The sequence below is a fragment of the Muricoccus pecuniae genome, from assembly GCF_014199205.1.
Lineage (GTDB): Bacteria > Pseudomonadota > Alphaproteobacteria > Acetobacterales > Acetobacteraceae > Roseomonas > Roseomonas pecuniae.
Genome location: NZ_JACIJD010000006.1, coordinates 49,600 through 70,752, shown reverse-complemented (window position 1 = coordinate 70,752; position 21,153 = coordinate 49,600). Strand labels below are relative to the sequence as shown.

At 68.6% G+C, this 21,153-nt stretch carries 17 protein-coding genes; 9 read left to right on the top strand and 8 right to left on the bottom strand.

Annotation, left to right across the window (positions count from 1 at the left end):
* Positions 1-160 precede the first annotated feature (160 nt).
* Positions 161-562 carry a hypothetical protein gene (locus tag FHS87_RS07975; protein WP_184516016.1) on the bottom strand — a complete coding sequence of 134 codons (402 nt, stop codon included), beginning with the start codon at positions 560-562 and terminating at the stop codon, positions 161-163.
* 627 nt (positions 563-1,189) lie between these two features.
* Here FHS87_RS07975 and FHS87_RS07970 point away from each other — a divergent pair.
* From FHS87_RS07970 to FHS87_RS07950, 5 genes are all read left to right on the top strand, one after another.
* Positions 1,190-2,833: an AAA family ATPase gene (locus FHS87_RS07970; RefSeq protein WP_184516013.1), complete on the top strand. Its 1,644-nt coding sequence runs from the start codon at positions 1,190-1,192 to the stop codon at positions 2,831-2,833.
* Between the two features lie 417 nt (positions 2,834-3,250).
* Positions 3,251-3,763, top strand: coding sequence for a hypothetical protein (locus tag FHS87_RS07965; RefSeq protein ID WP_184516010.1), 513 nt, complete (start codon positions 3,251-3,253; stop codon positions 3,761-3,763).
* Entirely contained in the window at positions 3,760-5,880 is a 2,121-nt protein-coding gene (locus FHS87_RS07960; RefSeq protein ID WP_184516007.1) for a DDE-type integrase/transposase/recombinase, read from the top strand. The genes FHS87_RS07965 and FHS87_RS07960 overlap by 4 nt, the downstream gene beginning before the upstream one ends.
* Entirely contained in the window at positions 5,873-6,847 is a 975-nt protein-coding gene (locus FHS87_RS07955; RefSeq protein WP_184516004.1) for an ATP-binding protein, read from the top strand. The genes FHS87_RS07960 and FHS87_RS07955 overlap by 8 nt, the downstream gene beginning before the upstream one ends.
* Positions 6,844-8,370, top strand: a complete 1,527-nt coding sequence (locus tag FHS87_RS07950) for a TniQ family protein (RefSeq protein ID WP_184516001.1) — start codon at positions 6,844-6,846, stop codon at positions 8,368-8,370. The genes FHS87_RS07955 and FHS87_RS07950 overlap by 4 nt, the downstream gene beginning before the upstream one ends.
* Positions 8,371-8,809: 439 nt before the next feature.
* On the opposite strand, the gene recQ is transcribed toward FHS87_RS07950, so the two are convergent.
* From recQ to cydD, 3 genes are all read right to left on the bottom strand, one after another.
* Positions 8,810-10,642, bottom strand: a complete 1,833-nt coding sequence (recQ, locus tag FHS87_RS07945; RefSeq protein WP_184515998.1) for a DNA helicase RecQ — start codon at positions 10,640-10,642, stop codon at positions 8,810-8,812.
* Between the two features lie 176 nt (positions 10,643-10,818).
* Positions 10,819-12,468: a thiol reductant ABC exporter subunit CydC gene (gene cydC / locus FHS87_RS07940; protein ID WP_184515995.1), complete on the bottom strand. Its 1,650-nt coding sequence runs from the start codon at positions 12,466-12,468 to the stop codon at positions 10,819-10,821.
* Positions 12,465-14,147 (bottom strand): thiol reductant ABC exporter subunit CydD, encoded by a 1,683-nt coding sequence (gene cydD, locus FHS87_RS07935; protein ID WP_184515992.1) that lies wholly within the window; start codon positions 14,145-14,147, stop codon positions 12,465-12,467. Before cydD ends, cydC begins: the two co-directional genes overlap by 4 nt.
* A gap of 97 nt (positions 14,148-14,244) precedes the next feature.
* Here cydD and FHS87_RS07930 point away from each other — a divergent pair, with 97 nt between their 5' ends.
* Positions 14,245-15,153 (top strand): polysaccharide deacetylase family protein, encoded by a 909-nt coding sequence (locus FHS87_RS07930; protein ID WP_184515989.1) that lies wholly within the window; start codon positions 14,245-14,247, stop codon positions 15,151-15,153.
* 29 nt (positions 15,154-15,182) lie between these two features.
* Here the strand turns inward: FHS87_RS07930 and FHS87_RS07925 are convergent, their stop codons facing one another.
* Complete coding sequence (locus FHS87_RS07925) at positions 15,183-16,301, bottom strand: S-(hydroxymethyl)glutathione dehydrogenase/class III alcohol dehydrogenase (protein ID WP_184515986.1); 1,119 nt, start codon at positions 16,299-16,301, stop codon at positions 15,183-15,185.
* A 97-nt stretch (positions 16,302-16,398) separates the two neighbouring features.
* Between FHS87_RS07925 and FHS87_RS07920 the strand changes: the two genes are divergently transcribed.
* The 3 genes from FHS87_RS07920 (at position 16,399) to bfr (ending at position 17,717) form a co-directional block, all read left to right on the top strand.
* A complete protein-coding gene (locus FHS87_RS07920) occupies positions 16,399-16,812 on the top strand; it encodes a PaaI family thioesterase (RefSeq protein ID WP_184515983.1) in 414 nt (137 codons plus the stop codon).
* Between the two features lie 127 nt (positions 16,813-16,939).
* Entirely contained in the window at positions 16,940-17,146 is a 207-nt protein-coding gene (locus FHS87_RS07915) for a (2Fe-2S)-binding protein (RefSeq protein ID WP_184515980.1), read from the top strand.
* An 82-nt stretch (positions 17,147-17,228) separates the two neighbouring features.
* Positions 17,229-17,717: a bacterioferritin gene (gene bfr, locus FHS87_RS07910; protein ID WP_184515977.1), complete on the top strand. Its 489-nt coding sequence runs from the start codon at positions 17,229-17,231 to the stop codon at positions 17,715-17,717.
* A gap of 31 nt (positions 17,718-17,748) precedes the next feature.
* On the opposite strand, the gene FHS87_RS07905 is transcribed toward bfr, so the two are convergent.
* From FHS87_RS07905 to FHS87_RS07895, 3 genes are all read right to left on the bottom strand, one after another.
* Positions 17,749-19,485, bottom strand: coding sequence for an ABC transporter ATP-binding protein/permease (locus tag FHS87_RS07905; RefSeq protein ID WP_312861920.1), 1,737 nt, complete (start codon positions 19,483-19,485; stop codon positions 17,749-17,751).
* A 61-nt stretch (positions 19,486-19,546) separates the two neighbouring features.
* A complete protein-coding gene (locus tag FHS87_RS07900) occupies positions 19,547-19,813 on the bottom strand; it encodes a DUF3253 domain-containing protein (protein WP_184515974.1) in 267 nt (88 codons plus the stop codon).
* Between the two features lie 123 nt (positions 19,814-19,936).
* On the bottom strand, positions 19,937-21,070 hold the full coding sequence (locus FHS87_RS07895; protein WP_184515971.1) for an OmpA family protein: 1,134 nt from the start codon (positions 21,068-21,070) through the stop codon (positions 19,937-19,939).
* Positions 21,071-21,153 lie beyond the last annotated feature (83 nt).

Genomic DNA, 21,153 nt, shown 5'->3' with positions numbered 1-21,153 from the left:
CTGCCCGCCCACTCAAGCCTAGAGCCGATCGTGCTCCACTAGAAATCTGTCTGAAACTCGTTTCGGAGGGCTGGTTACAGCCAAGTGCTTCCCACGAGCACCGGGCTGTCGACCGGCGCGTGCACCGATTTGAATGGACGCGTATTGGTCGTCCATACGCTCAAGCGAAACCTTCCCCCTCGCTCCAGCCCCGCACGAGGCTTTGGACACGATCACGCATCTCGCCCCCTCGCAGCAGCGCCTCCTTCGGTGAAAGGCCGCCCAGAGCATCGTCAGGTGTGACAAGGAACTCGAGCGTCACCCAGGGGCCGCACGTCTCTAGTCCCTCCACAACCAGCGCCAGGCAGGGGACCGTTGCCGACCCGACGAACTGCGCGCGCGGATAGACCCATCCATCCTCGTGGTGGATAGCCAGGAGAGAACGCTCCCGGCGCCGCTCGTCGACCTCCTGACGGGTGATGCCCAGAAGATGCCCGACGTCCTCAACAGACAGGTTGCCTCCGGCACGCGTCTCAAGCGCGGACTCGTACTCAGTCGTGTCCGGTGGCGGGCCATAGCTCATTGTGCAGATCCCTGACGGGCGACGCGCCATTGTCGGCCAGCGCGGCCGTGATCGCTAGATTCTTTCCCTTCACGCGCCCGCGCGATTCAGCTTCTGCAAGCCTCTGACTAGCCGTCCTGTTTTGGCCATTTCCCCTACAAATCGCGCTGAAGTCACCCGGCATATCGCTTACATTTCGCGCCCTGCAACGAGCCTGCGAAGGTTCCGGACTTTCCGGTGAGCCTGCCCACCTCCTCACCTCAACGGCGGTCTTCGCGAATCGCATTTCGTCGTTGACGACCCTACACTGTTCTGCATACGTTCTCCTCTATGACGGATCGCCCCGCCATCTCGGCTTCCAGAGCCGCTGCAACAGCCCTCGTCGGAGCGCTGCGGGCGATCGTCCTCACCGAGACCCTGCGAATACGGACAGGGCGGATGGCGCAGGCCTGAGACCGTCAGCGGACCACCGCTGACAGCTAGAGGCCTGGCTCTTCCGTTCCCCCCACCTCCCGCCCCCCTGGGGCGGGAGGTGGGTAAATCCACTCGAACGCAGGGTCGCACCCTCATGAACACTCTCTGTGGCCGCCGCGATGACGGCGGCGCGTCCATGCGCCTGGCGAGCAGCCTGGCGCGCGAGGCGGGCCGATGAGCCACGCCGACGATAGCTCTCCTGGCCGCCCGGTGGTGCGTGCCGCCCTTGGCCCCATGCAGCGGCTGGACACGCTCTCCAAGGCCGCGGCGGAGGGACGCCACCTGCCCATGCTGAACGACCTCCTTCGCGGCTGCGCGCTGTTCAAGGAGGACGTCCGTTCCGACGCGGCGCAGTTCGCAGCGAAGGCGCTCGACCGCTTGGACGGCAACGACCCGCCCGCTCACCCGCTGCTCTTCGCCCTGAGCGAGCTCACTCACCTCCCGGAGCCCCAGGACTATCTCATCGCCGCCAAGGCTTTTGAGGACCTTCAGCGCGACAGCCCGCAGGCAAGGCTGGCGGCGATGGAGGTGGGAGTGCGGTGCCACCTCTACGCTGCCCTGACCGGCGTGCACGCATCGGTTCACAAGGTCGCCGCCCATGCGGTGGCGCTCGCCTACTCGCCCGGCATCGGCAAGGAGGATGCCGTTGGCTATGCCACGGCCGCCATTGCTTGGCTGCTGGCGGCCAACGGCCAAACGACGTTGCCCGAGCGGTGGTCCCGCGAGGGTGCCGCGGGGTTCCTGGCATCCGCTTTGGATCCCGACGGCCCGGGCGAGCAGATGCTCCTCAAGATGCTGACCAACAGGGAAGCGCTGCTACAAAAAGATGGCCACCAAGAGGCCGATCCTCACCGTCGCAGGCGAGCGCCGAGCATGATCCGTCCTTTCATGCCGGTGGAGGACGAGCCGGAGGAAGACGGCGAGCCGCATGCCGAAGTAGATGCCGAAACCGGCGCACTCGCGGCCGTGGTGTTCACCGAGGTCGGCAACACGCAGACCCCGGCGGGCCAGCGAGTGCTGCTGGAGTTCAGAGATCTGCTGAACCTGCCGCTTCCGCTGGAGCCAGTGCCTGACTCGGCGGGTCTTCGGGAGGCTCTCCTGCACGAGTTCCCGCACGCGGCGGAGGTCTGTGACGCCATCCTCCAGGACCTCGTCGGCCGGTCACACGTCGCCTTCAGGCCGGTGCTGCTGGTCGGACCACCTGGCTGCGGCAAGACAACCTTCGCCATGCGGCTTGCGGAACTCTTGGATCTGCCGATGGAGGTCTACGGCTGCGGTGGCGTGTCGGATGCCGCTCTCGCGGGGACGGCACGACGGTGGAATACCGGCGGCCCGGCGCTGCCGACCGGGATGATGAGGAATCACCGGCACGCCAGTCCAGTCGTCATCCTGGACGAAATCGAGAAGGCAGGAACCTCGCGGACCAACGGTAGTCTGCCCGACGCCTTACTAGCGATGCTTGAAAAGCGGACAGCGCGGTGCTGGCGCGACCCCTACCTCGAGGCGCCGGTCAACATGGAGAATGTGGTCTGGCTGGCGACGGCCAACGACCTGGATGGGGTTCCGGCGCCGCTGCGGGACCGGTTCAGAATCCTGCGATTTCCGAACCCTGGCGCGGAACATCTCAGCGCATTGGCACACCGCCTTCTTGTCGCTTCAGCAGTCGAACGTGGTCTCGACCCTCGATGGGCGTCGCCGCTGGACGTGGTGGAGTTCGCTGCCGTGGCGAGCGTTTGGCGCGGTGGATCCTTACGGCACCTCGCAAAGCTCGTGAATGGTGTGGTCACGGCCCGGGACCGGCCCAGCACTCATCACTAATCCGTGATCTAAAACGGTGAGAACCACGCTGGAAGACCTTAGAAACCTTCAGGCGGGCATCAGCAATGCTTCAAACTCCTTATATAATCCTTTGTTATGTTGTCAAAAGTCACCCATAGATAATATTTGACTTAATCGGGCTGCCGCGATCCCTTGCGGATCCGATGACTGGGTTGCCTGGGAAATTCGACGCACGGAAGCCTCGCAGCATTATCCAGCATCAAGCAATCAATTTCCACCACAAGCGGGCGGAGCAGGATTCCTATGCCATCGTCAGGTGCATTCAACAGGCAGCGGAGGCCAGGGTGGCTCTGTGCGCCTTCCTACGCCGAGAAGCCGCGGGACAACCCGCGAGGCCTGTTTTCGAGCCGCAAATGCGGTCAACTGCCCTTTTGGACAATGGATGAATTCAGGCTCATGGCGCTCCTTGAGACAGCGCCGGAGGTGAAGTCCTTCGCCGTACATCCCGAACTCATCATGCTGGCCGACGGCCCGGAGTGGCTGGCTTTCGTTCCCAGCTTGGCAGTGACTGCGGAAGGCTTCCGAGCAACGGTGGAGTTATCTCCCCTGGGCTTCCCACGCTCGGACCGCCAGAAGCGCGTTGCTGACCTTGCCAGAACTCATTGCAACTATTCAGAAGCGCCGCTGGTAGAAATCCCGTTCGCCGCTGTCCGCTCGAAGCCGCGGGCCAGCGATGCGGTGCTATTGCTTGGAAATCTTCATCTGGCGCTCGATGACGCAGCCAAACTCAAGGTGAGCGACCTGCTCCGAGGTGGACCGGCGCGTCTCGATAATTTGGAACGGTCTTCGGGAGTTGGCCGGGAAAGCTTGTTAGGGCTCGTGGCACAAGGGGAGCTCGAGCGCTTGGGCTGTGGCCCGATCACCTCGGCGACCGAGGTGGCAGTAACACGCCGGGGAGGCGAAGCATGACGGGTTTTCGCCTCTCCTTCGGGGATCGTGTCCAAATCGGCGCTGACTGTTACGAATTCGTTAGGCGCGAACCTGGCCGCAAGAAGTTCACTAGGAAGAGCGACGGCGCGGAGGTCTGGTACGAGGACCGCGATCTTACCTTGAAGTTGACGAGTGGCGAGCTTTCCTTTCCGCCGCATTCTGCGATTCCGGTCTCCCGCCACCATCTCTTGCGTATGGAGTTTTCCTCCATGCCCGAGCAGATCAAACAACAGGCGTGGATGCGGCGGGATTACGCTGCCGCGCTACAAGAGAATACCAGGCTGGGTTGCCCGCACAAAGCGCGGGATGTCATCAAGGCTGTTCATCTGAGGCGACGTGCAGAGGCTCAGGAGAAAGGAGAAGGCTTCCGCGAACCTGTGCCAGGACAATCTACCGCTTATTACTGGAAACTCATCTGGACCCTCACCGGAGGCAAAGATATTCGCTATCTTGTCTTTGCGGAGCATAACCGAGGAAATAAAAAGGCCCGGCTTGAAGCGGTCGTTGCTGATATTGTCCGAGACAAGATTTTATTTTGCTATTTGACTCCCCAACGGCACTTCGTGGCTACAGTCCATGACGCTGTCGTTGGAGAGTGCAGGCGGCGAGGCATTCCGGACAACCAAGCTCCCTGCCAAGAGACCGTCCGCCGCTGGGTTAGGAAGCTCTCGCCTTATGCCGTGCTCAAGGCGAGACATGGCAAACGGGCGGCCGACCTCGCGTTCGGTGCCAGCGGGGTGGCTCCCGTTCCTGCTAGGCCCGGTGAGGTCTACGAGGTCGACGCGCACCGCATCGACTTGATCATCATTGATGGGCGGACGGGCGCTCCCCTCGGTCGTCCTTGGATCACCGTTGCCGTCGACCGCTGCACGCGCTGCATCGTTGGCTTCCATGTTCACCTTGAGCCGCCATCATCCCTAACGATCGCGGGCTGCCTCAGAAATGCGATCGCACCTAAGCTCTACGTCTCGTCAAAGTGGCCGCAACTCGGCGCCGATTGGCCATGCTGGGGCGTTCCGGTCATGGTGGTCCTCGACAACGCCTTCGAGAACAAGGCCGACTTCCTCAAAGAGGCCGCCGCGGAACTTGGTTTCACCCTGTTCTGGACGAAACCGGACACGCCCGAGTGGAAGGCGGTTATCGAGCGCTGGTTCGGAACCTTGGAAACTGGTTTCATTCGCCGGATCCCGGGTGCGACCGGCAACAGCCCTGATGACCGGGGCGACTATGCGGCTGAGCGGATGGCTTGTGCGACTTTGGAAGATGTCGACGAGCTCGCACACCGCTACGTTGTGACGGTCTATAACCGAAGCCACCACAGGGGCATCAACGATGTACCCGACCGGCTTTGGCGTGAGCATACCGCGGAGTGGGAAGTCCGCGCCCCGCTCGATATTGCCTCCCTGGACGCGCTGCTCGCCTATGTCTTCTGGCGCGTGCCCTCAAACAAGGGAATTGAACTACTAGGGCTGCACTACAACGATCGGCATGATCACCGCATCCTTGAACTCATCAGAACCCGACCCGGGTCACCGAGAAAGATGACACTCAAGATCCGTATGGATCCGACGGACCTGGAGTTCATTTGGGTCCTCGACCCGGCCACCGGCCGCTACGAGAAACTCCAATCCCAAGAGCCCGAGTACACCCGGGGGCTTACGCTTGCACAGCACAGGTTGATTCGCCGGTTAGCTCTCGAGCGCATGCGCAAGTATGTCTCCGTGAAGGATCTCTGCGTGGCGCGCGATGCTCTTCAGCGCTCAATGGACGAAATCCTGGGTAACCCGCACGCCAGCGGTCGCATGAAGGCGGCGCGCCTCAACGGTCTCGGCTCCAAGGGTTCCTGGTGGAAGGTCCATCGCGCCGTCGAACTCGAGTACGAAGGGGACGGCCGGTCCGTCGTTGACCTTCTGCAACCGGATGCGGACCAAGATGGTGCCCGCGGGGCGCAGCAGGACGATGGGCTGCCCTCAGAGGAGAAGAAGCTTGAGGTGAAGCCTTCAGCGGACAGGCCCACCCTGGCGTCGCAGCCGGAGGAGAGCCTGCCTGACCGCGCTCGGAAAAGTGGTATCGAGGTGGAGGGGCTCGATGACTGACGACCGCGGGCAGTGTCGTGCCGAAGAGGCGCGACGGATCGCGCGCCTCAAACGCGTCTTCTTCCGCTCAGACGAATTCAAAACCGCGATCCTTAACATCGAGGACCTTCGCGATAACGGCTACCTGCCGAACGGCGACGCCCTCTGCCAATTGCTGTCCGGCCCACCTGGCGTCGGCAAGACGCAGGTGTTCACCGAAATCATGCGGCAAGCGTGGGCACTACCGGACCCCCAAACCGGCGCAAGGCCCGCCGTGCTGATGAAGGTACCCACCCCGTTCACCAACAAGCGCATGCTGGGAACCTTTCTGAAGGCGCTCGGCACCGAGGATTTGTCAGATCGCCATGACGTGGGAACGATGATTGCGCGGGTGCAGCATTTTCTTCAACTGCGCCGCACGAAGATTATCCTGATGGAGGAGGTGCAGCAGGTCTTCGATAAGAAGGCTGAGACAGCCGGTGCATCGTACTGGTTCGCCGACTTTATCAAGGCTCACATCCTTGACGAAGCTAAGGTCCCGGTCGTCTTCAACGGCACTGAAGCTGCTCGAAGGATTTTCGGGAACGTTCAACTCGAGGACCGTCGGTACGGCGACTCCGTACTGACGCCGCTCGTCTGGACCGAGGCGGACGGCTGGGGCCGACTGCGCGTGGTCGTCGAGTCTTTCGAGCGGGCGTCGGACTTCCCGAAGCGTGGGGACCTCCTAGACGACGGCATTCTGGAGAGGTTTGAGAGAGCGACCGGAGGCATCTTCCGGCAGCTATTTAAGCTGTTTCTGAAAACCATCGAGCTTGGCACCCGGCGTGGTGCCGACAGGATTGATACCCATTTGCTGGCCCTGGCGCACGCCGCCCTCGCTCAGCCCGATCCCGGGTGGTTCAACGCCTTCTCGGTGCCCCGGCTTCCGCCACTTACCGAGCCGGACACGTCCCGTGTGACCAGGCTTCGCAAGAGGGTAAAGCCGTGAAGGCACAGCCCTTGCTCGTGCAACCACATGCCGATGAGAGCGCCCTTGGGCTGATTGCTAGGCTTGCTCAGGCGAACCTTTGCACGGTTACCCAGATGCTCTGGTGGCTTGACCTACCGGAGGAGGGCAGGGCGGCCCTAAGTGCATCGCCTGCGGCTGCCGCCGGGCTCCTGGACCTGGACCCAGGGGTGCTCGAACGGATGGGCTTCGAGGTGTCCGGGCAGACCTGGGTTCTCGGTGAACGCGTCCCGGCGGCCATGGTGGTCAAGCAACACATGCGGCTTTGCCCGGATTGCCTCAGAGAGGAGCCCTATCACCGTCGGGTTTGGGACCTGCTTATTCCAAGTCTATGCCCACGACATGGTAAGCCTTTGATTGACCGCTGCCCGGGCTGCAAGACGTTCCTCCGGTGGCGCCGTCTGTCGATCACGTCCTGTGCTTGTGGGCAGGACTTGCGAACGGTCGATGTCCGGCCGGTCAGTCATGGCTGCCTCGGTGCGGCTGCCGTCTACGACCGGCTCGGAATTCGCGATCACGGCTCCCCGCTGCCAGAGCCGTTCCGGTCGCTGCCGCTGAAGGATTTGGTGGAACTTTTGTGCTTCCTAGGCCGCACGGACATCGTGCTCGCGCAGGGGAACCCTCACGGGCTACGGGGCAAGAGCATGAGCCTGGACCCGATGGTGCTCGACGCCGGGGTGCGCGTAGCGGTCGGCTGGCCAGCAAGCTTCAGCGATCTCGCCATCAGGTTGAGGCGAGTGAGGGGAGAGCGACGCGGCTTCCAGAGGCAGTACGGCTACCTTCATCGGTTCATCGCCAAGTGCGGCAAGGCCGCTTACGGACCTTGGCTGCGAGCCGCGTACCGCGACCATCTCCTCAATGTTGATGGGGTTCCATCACAAATCTTGCCTTCATTCCTCTGCGTCGCTGAGACCCTCGCGGATTTCGTAACCGCGAGCGAGGCCCAGAAGATGCTGTCCCTTTCAACGAGACAATGGCGCCGTTTGCGGCGGAGCGCCTTGTGGCGGGGGCTGCCGCGGATTGAGCAACTCCGGGCCACCGGTTATCTGTTGCGACGGTCCGACGTGGAAGCGCTGGCCAGACTCCTTCCCCGCCTTATTGGCGCCGCTGAGGCCAACCGGATGCTCGGACTACGTGGCGTACGAGGAAGCAAGGTGGATGGCTTGGCAGCTTACGGCTTCCTGACCGTGTACGACTACAACCCGCTGGCCTCCCGTTGGAAAGCGGTCGACCGGGCTGAAGTCGAAGGATTGTTCTGGGAAATCGCATCCCAGGCGACCTCAATCCGCCCACCACATGCGCTCGACTTCGATGCGCTTTATCGGCATTGCTCCAATGGGCGGGTGCCACCACTATCCTTCGCTGACATCATTAGCGGGTTGGTTGAGGGACGGGTTCGTGGCTACACAGTTGATCGCTCTCGAAACGATCTTCGCCGCTTTGTCTTTGATGCCACGCAGGCTTATTATCTGCTTCGCGGAACAGCGTCGTGTGAGGTGGGGTGAGCCTTGAGACGGCGGCAACGGAACTATCGTTGCGCGACCCAATTTTATTCGCCTTAGTGATGGTAGGACCACTGCCGAGACTACGGCGTATTGGCTCGACAATCCGGTTCGACGCTGGGGTGCTCCAAGGATTTTGGAGCACCTACGCGGTTCCAGACCGTCAGGCGGGTGACATGGGGCTGCGGGCGTCAGAGGTACGGCGTGCCCTTGATGCGGGAGCTAGCACCTACCGGCGATAGTCGAGTTGGCCGCGCGCCCTTCGAAAAGCTAACCGCATACGTACAAGCACGACCTTTCCATTCACCTCTTACTGATTCCGGTGAATTGGGTGGACGCTTTCTTGTTTAAGCTCCGCAAGAGAATGCGTTAAATCAATGCCTTATCGGGTCGGGCATTCTCATTTAATGGGTGGGCTCATACGGTTTCCTTCCCGGGGCCGTCAGCCCGCGTCGCGCAGCACGCGCAGCACATCCAGCCCGTAGCGGTCGAGCTTCGAGGCTCCGACCCCATGGACTTCGGCGAGGTCGTCCAGCGTGCGCGGCCGCTGGGCGGCGATGTCGGCCAGCGTCCGGTCGGGGAAGATGACATAGGCCGGGACGGACTGCCGCGTCGCCGCCTCCTTCCGCCAGGCCCGCAGCGCCTCGAAGGCGCTGTCCTCCCCGCCGCCGATAGGCGGGGCCGGGCGGCCGGGGCGTTGCGCGCGGGAGCGGCGCGGGGCGCGGGCGGCCTCGCGCAGCGCCGCCTCCTGCAGCATCACGGGCTGCTCCCCGCGCAGGATCGGGCGCGCGGCCTCGGTCGCCTGGTAGATCGGCAGGTTCGTCTCGCTCGCCATCTCGAGCGCGCCATGGGCCAGCAGGTGGCGGGCGATGTTCTTCCAGGCACCCTCCGCCACGTCCCGCCCGATGCCGAAGACGGAGAGCTTGTCGTGCCCGAAGGAGCCGACCTTGTCGGTATCCTTGCCCCTGAGCACGTCCACCACATGCCCCAGGCCGAAGCGCCCGCCCGTGCGGTGGACGGCGGAGAGGAGCTTGCGCGCGGCCTCGGTGGCGTCCACCAGCCGCGGCGGGCGGAGGCAGGCGTCGCAGTTGCCGCAGTCCTGCGGGAGGTCGTCGCCGAAGCAGCGCAGCAGCAGGCGCCGGCGGCAGGTGGCGCTCTCCACGATGGCGACGAGCCGGTCCAGCCGCTCGTGGTCCAGGCGCTTCTGCGCGTCCGCGGCGGGGCTCTCGGCGATGCGGCGGCGGGCGATCGCGATGTCTTCGGCGCCGTAGAGCAGCAGGGCCCGGGCCGCGGCGCCGTCGCGCCCCGCGCGGCCGATCTCCTGGTACCAGGACTCGGGGCCGCCGGGCAGGGCGTGGTGGGCGACCCAGCGCACGTCGGGCCGGTCGATGCCCATGCCGAAGGCGATGGTCGCCGCCATCACCACCGGGTCGCCGGAGGAGAAGCGGCGCTCGGCCGCGCGCCGGTCGGCCGCGTCCATGCCGGCGTGGTAATGCAGGGCGTCGTAGCCGTCGCGGCGGAGGCGGGCGGCGGTGCGCTCGGTCTCCGCGCGGCTAGGGCAGTAGATGATGCCGGCGCCGCGCCCGTCATCGGCCTCCTCCATGAAGGCGGCGATCTGGGCGGTGGCGTTGTCGCGCGGGGCGACCTCGATGCGGATGTTGGGCCGGTCGAAGGAGCCGCGGAAGACGGGGGCCTCGGTCAGCGACAGGCGCTCGCGGATGTCGTCCACGGTGCGGGCGTCGGCGGTGGCGGTGAGGGCCACGCGCGGCACCTCGGGGAAGCGCTCCGCCAGCATGGTCAACATCCGGTATTCCGGGCGGAAGTTGTGGCCCCAGGCGGAGATGCAGTGCGCCTCGTCCACGGCGAAGAGGGCGAGGTCGCGCCGCGCCAGCCGCTCCGCCGTGCCCTCCAGTGCCAGGCGCTCGGGCGAGACGTAGAGGAGCTTCAGCCGGCCATTGGCGAGGTCGAGCGAGACCTGCCGTCGTTCCTCCTCGTCGAGCCCGGAATGAAGGGCGGCGGCGGCCACGCCCTGCTGGCGCAGCGCGGCGACCTGATCCTCCATCAGCGCGATGAGCGGCGAGACGACGACGCCGAGCCCCGGCCGGCACAGCGCCGGCACCTGGTAGCAGAGCGACTTGCCGCCGCCCGTCGGCATCAGCACGAGGCCGGAGCCGCCGGCCGTGACATGCGCCACGATCTCGGCCTGGCGGCCGCGGAAATCGGTGAAGCCAAAGACGTCGTGCAGGACGGCGCGGGGATCGGTGGTCGGGGTCATGCGCGGGTCACGGCGCGGAGGGTGGTCCTGATGGAGGCGGGCGGGCATCCCGCCCCGGCGGTGCGGGACGGGGAGGCGCTGTCGGGGCGGGGCATGGGCAGCCGATCAGATGGGGCAGCCGGGCGCCCTGCGGCAGGGCACGCTCGCGCAACGAGCGCGCCTCTCGCGGCACGGGCTCACGACATGGCCGGCAGGGCCTGACCGCCGGCGAGGCGGAGGATGCGGGTCGGGCGCTCCACCCCGATCAGCCGGTGGGTGATGAGGATGGCGCTGCGCCCGCCGAGCGCCGTGTCCAGAGTCTCCAAGAAGGCGCGCTCGGTCGCGGCGTCCAGCCCCGCCGTCGGCTCGTCGAGGATGATGACGGAGGCCGGGGAGAGCAGCGCACGGGCGAGGGCGATGCGCCGCGCCTGTCCGCCGGAGAAGCGCGCCCCGGCCTCCCCGCAGCGCGTCTCCAGCCCCTCGGGCAGGGCGCGGACGAGCTCGGCGATGCGGGCGCGCTCCAGCGCCTCCCAGAGCGCGGCCTCCGGCGCGTCCGGCGCGGCGAGGCGGAGATTGGCGGCGACGGTGTCGTCGAACAGCGTCGCCTCCTGGGTGAGGCAGGCGATGCGCGAGCGCACGGCATCTGCGGTGAGGGAGGCGTAGTCCACGCCGCCGAGGGTGATGACCCCCTCCTGCGGGGCGGCGAGCTTCAGCAGCAGCGCGGCGAGGGTGGACTTGCCCGCCCCGGAAGGGCCGAGCAGGGCGATGCGCCCCCCTTCCGGCAGGTCGAGGGAGAGGTTCTCGAAGACGGGCGCGCGGTCCGGCCCCCAGGCGAAGCGGAGGCCGCGCACCGCGATGGCGTGGCCCGAGGGGGTGGCGGGGCTGGGCGGGTCCGGCACGGGCACGGGAGTGTCCGCCGCCTCCAGCAGCCGCCGGGCGCCGGCGCCCGCGAGGGCGAGGGCCGCGCCCGCGCGGGGGAGCGCGCCCAGCGCGTCGCTCGCGGCGAGGACGAGGAAGAGCGCGACCACCACCGCCCCCGCGGCACCGCCGGCGAGCCCCCAGGCGAGGGCGCCGAGCAGCGCCCCCTGGGTGAGCAGCGTCCCCGTCGCCGCGCCGAGGGAGCCCGCGCGGGAGAGGCGGCGGCGCTCGCGGTCCATCGCCTCGGCGGCCCCCTCCACCCGGGCGAGGGCGCGCGGCCCGGCGCCCGCGGCGAGAATGTCCTCCAGCGCGGTCAGCGGCTCCACCGCCTCGGCCCGCAGCGTGCCGGTCGCCCCGGCCGCGGCGGCGGCAGCCCGGCCCGCGAAGGGCGCGACGAGCACGGGCAGGAGGAGGGCGAGGGCGAGGGGGACCGCAACGATGGCCGCCAGCACCGGGGAGAGCGAGCCGAGGATGGCCGCGACCGCCACCACGACCGCGCCCGCCGCCGCCATCGGCACGAGGGCGCGGAGATAGAGGCCGTCGAGCGATTCCACATCCGTCACCAGCCGCCCGAGGAGGTCGCCCGAGCGGGTGAGGCCGGGCCCGGCCGGCAGGCGCTCGGCGAGGCGGCGGAAGAACCAGGTGCGGGTGTCGGCCAGGGCGCGGAAGGTCGCCTCATGAGTCGCCATCCGCTCCGCCCAGCGCAGCAGGGGGCGGATGAGGATCAGCGGGCGCAGCAGGACGAGGGAGGCGGCACCGGCGGCCAGCGTGCCCGTCGCCAGCCCCTGGGCCACGCCGTTCCCGGCGAGCGCCAGCAGGGCGAGGCCGGCCAGGGCCGAGGCGCCGGCGGTGATCGCGCCGAGCGTCAGCCACCCGCCGCGCGCGCGCCAGAGGCCGAGGACGCGGACGAGGTCGCGGGCGGCGCTCATGGTGCGGCCGCCCGGCGCTGCGGCACCACCCGGCCCTCGCGCAGCTCCAGCACCCGGGGGAAGCGGGCGCGGAGCGCGGCGGAGTGGCTGGCGATGACGGCGGTGCGCCCGGTGCAGAGGCGGCGCAGGCTGTCAAGCACGAGGGCCTCCGTCGCGGGGTCGAGATGGGCGGTGGGCTCGTCCAGCAGCACCAGCGGCGCGTCCCGCAGGAAGGCGCGGGCGAGGGCCACGCGAAGCCTCTGCCCACCGGAAAGGCCGTGCCCGCCCTCGCCGACGAGCGTGTCCAGCCCCTGCGGCAGCGCCGCGGTGAAGGAGGTGACCTGGGCCGCAGCGGCGGCGGCCTCCACGGCCGCGTCATCCGCCTCGGGGCGGGCGAGGCGGATGTTCTCGCGGATCGTGTCCCGGAGCAGCACGGGGCGCTGCGGGAGGTAGGCGATCAGGCGCCGCCGCTCGGCGGGCAGGAGGGCGAGGGCGTCGCGCCCGTTGAGCGCGATCCGGCCCGCCTCCGGCGCGGCGAAGCCCATCAGCAGTTTCAGGATGGTGGACTTCCCCGCGCCGCTGGGGCCGGAGAGCACCAGCGTCTCGCCCGGCAGCACGCGGAAGGAGACGTCCTCCACCGCCATCGGGCGCGCGGGGTCGGGGCGGTGGGAGAGGTGGTCCACCACCAGCGTCACGCTCGGCGGCACCTCCTCCAGCTTCAGCCCGGCGGGCTCGGGCCCGTCGAGGATGGGGGCGAGGGCGGAGGCCGCGCCCTGGGCCGACATGCGCTCGTGATAGGCGACGGAGAAGGCGCGGAAGGGGGCGAAGAAGCCGGGGACGAGGAGGAGGCAGAACAGCGCCGCCTGCGGCACCGGGTGCCCCGCCGCGGCGAGGATGCCGTGCCGCCAGGCGAGGCAGCCGAGCACCGCCGCCGCCACCAGCTCCAGCGCGCCGGTCGAGAGGAAGGCGAGGCGGAGCACGCGCATCGTCCGCCGGCGCAGTTCCTGGGCCGCCGCGTCGAGCGCGCGCGCCTCCGCGTCCTGGCGGCGGAAGAGGACGAGGGTCGGGAGGCCGCGCATCCGGTCGAGGAAGCGGCCGGAGAGGCGCTGCAACGCGTCGAACTGGCGCCGGCTGGCGACGGAGGCGCCGATGCCGGAAACCGCCATGCCGATCGGCACGAGCAGCCCGGCGGCGAGGAGGATGATGCCGCTGAGCGTGTCCACCGCCGCCGCGCAGAGCGCGACGACGAGGGGCGCCGTCACGGCCAGGGCGGCGGCGGGGATCCAGCGGGCGAAGTAGCCGTCCATCGCCTCCACCCGGTCCACCACGAGTGCCGCCCCCTCGCCGGCGGGGCGGGAAGAAGGTGTCTCGGCCAGGAGGCGGGAGAGGATGCGGTGGCGCAGCGTGGCCCGGGCGGCCTCCCCCGCGCGGGAAGCGGCGGTTTCCTGCGCGACGCCGAGGGCGATCTGCAGCAGGGCGAGCCCGGCCGCGCCAGCCAGGGCCGGCCAGCCCCCGCCGCCCAGCCCGAGCAGGCCGCAGAGGATCGAGGAGAGCAGCCAGGCCTGCGCGACCCCGCAGCCCGTCCCGGCGAGGCCGAGCAGGATCGGGGGCATGAGGGCGGAGCGCCCCTCCCGCGCGGCGGCGGCGAGCAGGGCTCGGCCCGGGTCAGGACGGTGGTCTCGGCCGGCACGTCTGGGCATGGCGGGGCCGTTCTAGGACAAAGCGCGCGCGGGCGGAATGCGGCACGGCATCTGCATCTCCGCGCCTTTCCATCACGCCTTTCCTGCGAGGTCCCGCATGCTCCCCAGCCATGGCCGACACGGCTACCACCCCTGGCGCGGGCGGCCGCGCTGGAGCTGGCCGGGCGGGGCGGGGCTGGCCGTCTATCTCGGGGTGAACCTGGAGCACTTCGCCTTCGGCGAGGGGCTGGGGGCGGAGCTGGCGCCCGGTGCCAGCAGCGGGGCTGGACCGCATCCGGACGTGCTGAACTACGCCTGGCGGGACTACGGCAACCGCGTCGGCGCCTGGCGGCTGATCGAGACGCTGGACGAACTCTCGCTGCCCTGCACCGTGCTGCTGAACAGCGCGATGTACGACCATGCGCCCGGGCTCGTCGCCGCCCACCGCGCCCGAGGGGACGAGATGGCCGGGCACGGGCGCACCAATTCCGAGCGGCAATCCGTCCTGCCGGAAGCGGAGGAGCGGGCCCTCATCGCCGAGGCGACGGCGGCCATGGCTCGGCACGAAGGGGTGGCCCCGCGGGGCTGGCTCTCGCCCTGGATCGCCGAGAGCCGCGCGACGCCGGACCTGCTCGCCGAGGCGGGCTACCGCTACACGCTCAACTGGTGCAGCGACGACCAGCCCGTCTGGCACAAGACGCGGCACGGGCCGCTGATGGCGATCCCCTATCCGCAGGAGGTGAACGACATCCCCTCCATCGTCGCGCGCAAGGACGGCGCCTCGCAGTTCGCGGAGATGATCGTGGACGACTTCGATGAGCGGCTGCGGCAGGCGCGGGACGGGGTGGCGCAGGTGATGGGGATCGCGCTCCACCCCTACATCATCGGCCAGCCCTATCGGATGCGGGCGCTGCGCCGCGCCCTGGCCCATATCGCCGCGCGGCGCGACCGGGTGTGGATCACGACCGCGGGCGGCGTGTTCGACCACGCCGCCGCCCTGCCGCCGGGGAGCATCCCCGGCGAGTAGGCGTCGTCAGAACGTGACGACGGACGTCGTCAGAAGGTGACGACGGACCGGATGCTCTTGCCCTCGTGCATGAGGTCGAAGGCGTCGTTGATGCGGTCCAGCGGCATGGTGTGGGTGATCAGGCTGTCGATGTCGATCTTCCCCTCCATGTACCAGTCCACGATCTTCGGCACGTCCGTGCGCCCGCGCGCGCCGCCGAAGGCCGAGCCCTTCCAGACCCGCCCGGTGACGAGCTGGAAGGGGCGGGTGGAGATCTCGGTGCCGGAGGGGGCGACGCCGATGATGATGCTCTCGCCCCAGCCGCGATGGCAGCACTCCAGCGCCTGGCGCATGGTGTGGACGTTGCCGACGCACTCGAAGGAGTAGTCCGCGCCGCCATCGGTGATGTCCTGGATCGCCTGCACCACCTTGTCGCGCCCGACCTCGTCGGGGTTGACGAAATGGGTCATGCCGAACTTCCGGGCCATCTCGGCCTTGGCGGGGTTGAGGTCCACGCCGACGATCCTGTCGGCGCCCACCATGCGCGCGCCCTGGATGACGTTCAGCCCGATGCCGCCGAGCCCGAAGACCACGACATTAGATCCCGGCCGCACCTTGGCCGTGTAGATCACCGCGCCGATCCCGGTCGTCACGCCGCAGCCGATGTAGCAGATCTTGTCGAAGGGCGCGTCCTCACGGACCTTGGCGACCGCGATCTCGGGCAGCACGGTGAAGTTCGAGAAGGTGCTGCAGCCCATGTAGTGCCAGACGGGCTTGTTGGGATTCTCGCAGGAGAAGCGCGAAGTCCCGTCGGGCATGATGCCCTGCCCCTGAGTGGAGCGGATGGCCGTGCAGAGGTTGCTGCGCTGGGAAAGGCAGGTTTTGCAGTTCCGGCATTCCGGCGTGTAGAGCGGGATGACGTGGTCGCCCGGCCTCACGCTCGTCACGCCCGCGCCGACCTCCCGCACGACGCCCGCACCCTCATGCCCGAGGATGCAGGGGAACTTGCCCTCCGAATCCAGGCCCGACAGCGTGTAGGCATCGGTGTGGCAGACGCCGGTGGCCATGATCTCCACCAGCACCTCCCCGGCCTTGGGGCCTTCGAGATCCACGGTCTCGATCGTCAGGGGCTTGTTCGCCTCCCAGGCGACGGCGGCGCGGGTCTTCATGGCTGGGCGGCTCCCCTCCGAGGTGACACGGTGTTTCTATCCGCCCCCATGAGGGCCGGCCAGGGGGCGGGCGAGGGGCGGGGCAGGGGAGAGGGGCGTGACGGTCGAGGAACTGACGGCCCGGGTGCGGGAGGGGGTTCCCCTGGCCGGCGCCCTCGGCATCGAGGTGGTGAGCGCGGGGCCCGACACCGCCATCCTGCGCCTGCCGCCCTCGGAACTGTCGCTCCGCCCCGGCGGCACCGCCTCGGGCCCCGCGCTGATGGCGCTCGCCGACGTGGCGATCTGGGTGCCGCTCCTCGTCGCGACCGGGGGCGGGGACGAGACCCGCACCGCCCAGCTCAGCATCGCCTTCCTTCGCCCGGCCGGGAATGCGGGGGTGCTGGCCGAGGTCCGGATCGTCCGGCACGGCCGCAACAGCGTCTATGCCGAGGTCTGGATGCGCGGCGAGGGGGCGGAGAAGCCCTGCGCCCATGTCACCTCCAGCTGGCTACGTGCCCCCGCACCGGGCTGAGGCAGGAAATCGCGCCTCCTCGATTGAGAATGACTTGCATCATCTTTCGCAACTGGTAGAAGGGCGGCGTCCGGTTGCGGGGATCGCAGCGGGACAGAGACCGCACTGGGCGCGAGGACCGCACCGCATGTATGTCTGCAGCTGCAACGGCCTGACCGACACCCAGATCCGCTCGGCCATCACGGCCGGCGCGGGCCGTACCCACGATGTCTATGCCGCCTGCAACTGCCGGGCGCAGTGCGGCTGCTGCACCGCCACCATCCTGGGCATGCTGCGCGACGGCTCGGGGCAGCCCCTTCCCGCGCTGGACACCGGCGCAACGCTCGCCCACTGAGTGCGGCGCGCCCCGAAACGGGCGTTGACCACGGCGCGGCGCCGCTCCATTCCGCAGGGCTGAAGCAGCAGAGGCGCCCGCCATGCCCGGCGACCAGAAGGTCATTGAGTACCTGAACATCCAGCTCACCAACGAGCTGACCGCGATCAACCAGTACTTCCTCCACTCCCGCACCCTGAACCACTGGGGCGTGACCCGGCTCGGCAAGCACGAGTACGAGGAGTCGATCGAGGAGATGCGCCACGCCGACTGGCTCATCAAGCGCATCCTCTTCCTCGACGGCCTGCCCAACGTCCAGCGCCTGAACCAGATCCTGATCGGCCAGTCCGTGAAGGAGATCCTGGAATGCGACGAGCGGATCGAGCAGAAGGCCATCCAGGACCTCCGTGACGGCATCGCCCATTGCGAGGCGGTGCGCGACTACGTCTCCCGCGACCTGCTGCTGAAGATCCTCGCGGACGAGGAGAAGCACCAGGACTTCCTCCACGCCCAGTTCACCCTGATCGAGAAGATCGGCGAGGAGCGCTACACCCTCCTCAACTCCGATCCGGCGCCCGACCAGGAGCACTGAGCGGCGGGGCGCCGGAACCCCGGGCCGGCCCTCAGGCCGGCACGAGGCGGCGCCCCTCCACCCGCAGGGCGCGGTCGTGGAAGGCGGCCACGGCCGGGCGATGGGCGATGGAGACCATCGCCGTGCCCGGCAGCCTCTCCCGCAGCAGCCGGTAGAGACGTTCCTCCGCTACGGGATCGAGGCTGGCGGTCGCCTCGTCCAGGAAGAGCCAGGCCGGGCGCTGCAGCAGGGCGCGAGCGAAGGCCAGCCGCTGCTGCTCCCCGCCCGAGAGCACGCGCTCCCAGCTCTCCCCCGTGTCGAGGCGTGGCGCGAGGTGCCCCAGCCCCACATCCTCCAGCACCGCGCGCAGCGCGGCGTCGTCGAAGCTGCCCTCCGGCGAGGGATAGGACAGGCTTCGCCGCAGCGTGCCGAGCGGCAGGTAGGGACGCTGGGGCAGGAAGAGCGCACTGCCCCCCGCCGGCACGGAGACGCGGCCCCGGCCGAAAGGCCAGATCCCGGCCAGCGCCCGGAAGAGGGTGGACTTCCCGCTGCCCGAAGCGCCGGAGACGACGACCGCCTCCCCCGGCGCGACGGTGAGGGACACGTCTTCCAGCAACGGCCGGCCGTCCGGCAGCGACACGCCGAGCCCGCTCGCCTCCAGCCCCTTCTGCGTCCCGCTCTCGACGCGCGGCCCCTCGGCATCGGCCGCCTCGGCGGCGCTGATCGCGGTCTCGAAGCCGGTCAGGCGCTGCACCGTCGCCCTCCAGGCCGCCACCTCGGGATAGTTGTTCACCAGCCAGGACATCGCCTCCTGCACCGAGCCGAAGGCGGTTGAGGTCTGGATCAGCCCGCCCAGCGGGATGCGCCCGGCGAAATAGTTCGGCGCGACGACGACGAAGGGGAAGATCGTCGCCACCTGGGAGAAGCCGGCGGTGAAGAAGGTGAGCTGCTTGGTGGCGCGCATGATCGCCCACCAGTTGCCGATCACCGCGCCGAAGCGTCCCTCCAGCCCGGTGCGCTCCTCCTCCTCGCCCCGGTGAAGGGCGATGCCCTCCACATTGTCGCGCACGCGGACGAGGGCGTAGCGGAAGTCCGCCTCCACCCGCTCCTGCAGGAAGTTCAGCCCGATCAGCTTTCGCCCGATCCGGTGCGTCAGCCAGGTGCCCAGCGCCGAATAGGCGAGCGCCACCCAGACGAGGTAGCCGGGGATGGCGACGCCGAAGACCGTGACCTCGCCCGAGAGGCCCCAGAGCACGAAGACGAAGGAGACGAGCGTGACCACCGCCCGCATCAGCCCGAGGCCGAGGGTAAGGGTGCTGTCCACGAAGAGGCGCGCGTCCTCCGCGAGGCGCTGGTCCGGGTTGTCCGTGCCCCGGTCCTCCACCGCGAGCCGGTAGTAGGCGCGGTGGCCGAGCCAGCGGCGCGTGAGGGAATCCGTGAGCCAGCGGCGCCAGCGGATCTGGAGCGCCTGCTTGAGATAGAGCGCGTAGACCGCGACGACGATGTAGAGCGCCGCGACGAGGCTGAAGCCGGGGATGAAGGCGAAGTCGTCCGTCGGGCCGCCGATGAGGAGGAGGTTGATGAAGGCCTGCCAGTCCTTCGTCTCCAGTGCGTTGTAGAAGCCGCGCTGCCAGTAGGTGAGCAGCACGTTCATCGCGACGAGGCCTAGGTTCAGCACCACGACCACGGCGAGCAGCCCCCTCGCGGCCCAGCGCTGGTCGCCGTTCCAGAAGGGGCGGGAAAGCGACCACGCGTCTCGAAGAGCGGCGAGGGTGAAGCGCATGGGCATGGTCCGGCCTTGGGGAAGGGGTGAGTGTCCCCCTTGGCCGGCCCGGGTCAATCCGGCGCGGTCACTCCGGCGGGGCGGGCGCGCGGAGGCGGATCACGCCGCGGAGCTCGTCGAGATCGGCGGGGCGGCCCTTGCGCAGCACCTCGAGCCTTCCCTCGCGGCCGAGCGCGACGGCGGCTTGGCGAACGGGGCCCATCAGGGACTGCCAGGATTCCGGCAGAAGGGCCCGGGCCACCTCGCTCGGGCAGATGCTCTTCGCTGGGCCGCGCGCAGCGACCTGCCGGAGGATTTCCGCCTGGATGGCGTCGCGGTCTGGGCGGGAAGTCATGCGGGAGGAGCTACGACGGATCGCCTCCCGCTGGAACCTCCGTTCGTGGTCCGGTTCCAAAAGAAAGAGGGCGGGACCTTTCGGTCCCGCCCCCCTGGACGCCCTTGCGGGAGGCCGTGCTGCTTAGCGCAGCACGATCTCGACGCGGCGGTTCTGCGGCTCGCGCACGCCGTCGGCGGTCGGCACCAGCGGGCGGCTCTCGCCGAAAGCCTGGACCGAGATCTGGTTGCGCGAGATGCCGCGGCGGGCAAGCTCGGCCGCCACCGCCTCGGCGCGGCGCTGGGACAGGCGCTGGTTGTACTGCGGCGTGCCCGAGCGGTCGGCATGGCCGGCCACCTCGATGCGCGTCGTGCCCGTCGAGTTCACGGCCTGGGCCGCCTCGCCGATGATCTGGCGGGCGCGGTCCGTCAGGTCGGCGCGGTCGAAGTCGAAGAACACGAGGTAGGTGCGCGCAGGCGCCGGAGCCGCCGCCGGGGCCGCGGGAGCAACCGTGGCGACCGGCGCCGGGCGCGGCTGGTTGAAGGCGTAGCGCAGGCCGAGCAGCGCGCTGTGGTTGAAATTCTCGAGCCCCTGCTTCGTGACGGTCACCGTGTTGTTGATCGTCTGGCGCTGGACGACGGTGAAGTTCGGGTCGGTCGTACCGAAGAAGCGGTACTCGGCCGTCAGGCTCAGCCCGGGGACGCCGAGGGGGAAGGAAGCGCCGGCGATGCCCTGGAAGGCGAAGACGTCCGAGTCGTCATCCGAGACGAGGAGCTGCGAGCGAACCGGGCGGAAGTCGGTGCGCACGTTGTCCTGCGCCACGTGGGACCAGCCGATGCCGCCACCGATATAGGGCGTGAAGATCGGCTCGGCCCAGCCGAAGCGGCGGAGGTCGAGGTCGAACAGCACGTTCGCCATCGCGCCGGCCTGCCAGAGCTTGCCGCCGTTGGTGCGGCTCGCCAGGCCGGCGGCCAGCGTGCCGTGGTAGTCGTTCTCGCGGTAGAAGCCCTCGACCTCGGCGCGCAGGCCGTTGCCGAAGCCCCAGCCGATCGAGCCGAGCCCGACCCAGCCGTTCTCCCAGGTCACCTCGACCTTCGTCGGGATGCCGGCGGCGCGCGCGGCCGCACCGGCATTGCCGGTCAGCTCCCGCTCGGTGCCCTGGAGATAGTTATAGCCCGCGCCGCCGCTGATATAGAGCCCGGTGACGGGCTGCGCCTGGGCCGCGAGGGGCAGGGCGAGAAGGGTCGTGGCGAGCAGCGCTGCGCGCAGGCGAGGCATCAAGATCATCTCTCTTTTGGGAGACCCCGTGAAACGATACGGGGACTGGACGATTCCTATCCTGCCGCGAAACGGTTGCTCTT

Bases quoted from the DNA above. Each gene is read 5' to 3' on its own strand.
- FHS87_RS07965 (WP_184516010.1), top strand. From the start codon at position 3,251: ATGGCGCTCCTTGAGACAGCGCCGGAGGTGAAGTCCTTCGCCGTACAT.
- cydC (WP_184515995.1), bottom strand. From the start codon at position 12,468: ATGAGCGCCGCCCGCGACCTCGTCCGCGTCCTCGGCCTCTGGCGCGCG.
- FHS87_RS07955 (WP_184516004.1), top strand. From the start codon at position 5,873: ATGACTGACGACCGCGGGCAGTGTCGTGCCGAAGAGGCGCGACGGATC.
- FHS87_RS07960 (WP_184516007.1), top strand. From the start codon at position 3,760: ATGACGGGTTTTCGCCTCTCCTTCGGGGATCGTGTCCAAATCGGCGCT.
- FHS87_RS07915 (WP_184515980.1), top strand. From the start codon at position 16,940: ATGTATGTCTGCAGCTGCAACGGCCTGACCGACACCCAGATCCGCTCG.
- bfr (WP_184515977.1), top strand. From the start codon at position 17,229: ATGCCCGGCGACCAGAAGGTCATTGAGTACCTGAACATCCAGCTCACC.
- FHS87_RS07930 (WP_184515989.1), top strand. From the start codon at position 14,245: ATGCTCCCCAGCCATGGCCGACACGGCTACCACCCCTGGCGCGGGCGG.
- cydD (WP_184515992.1), bottom strand. From the start codon at position 14,147: ATGCCCAGACGTGCCGGCCGAGACCACCGTCCTGACCCGGGCCGAGCC.
- recQ (WP_184515998.1), bottom strand. From the start codon at position 10,642: ATGACCCCGACCACCGATCCCCGCGCCGTCCTGCACGACGTCTTTGGC.
- FHS87_RS07900 (WP_184515974.1), bottom strand. From the start codon at position 19,813: ATGACTTCCCGCCCAGACCGCGACGCCATCCAGGCGGAAATCCTCCGG.
- FHS87_RS07925 (WP_184515986.1), bottom strand. From the start codon at position 16,301: ATGAAGACCCGCGCCGCCGTCGCCTGGGAGGCGAACAAGCCCCTGACG.
- FHS87_RS07970 (WP_184516013.1), top strand. From the start codon at position 1,190: ATGAGCCACGCCGACGATAGCTCTCCTGGCCGCCCGGTGGTGCGTGCC.
- FHS87_RS07975 (WP_184516016.1), bottom strand. From the start codon at position 562: ATGAGCTATGGCCCGCCACCGGACACGACTGAGTACGAGTCCGCGCTT.
- FHS87_RS07895 (WP_184515971.1), bottom strand. From the start codon at position 21,070: ATGCCTCGCCTGCGCGCAGCGCTGCTCGCCACGACCCTTCTCGCCCTG.
- FHS87_RS07905 (WP_312861920.1), bottom strand. From the start codon at position 19,485: ATGCCCATGCGCTTCACCCTCGCCGCTCTTCGAGACGCGTGGTCGCTT.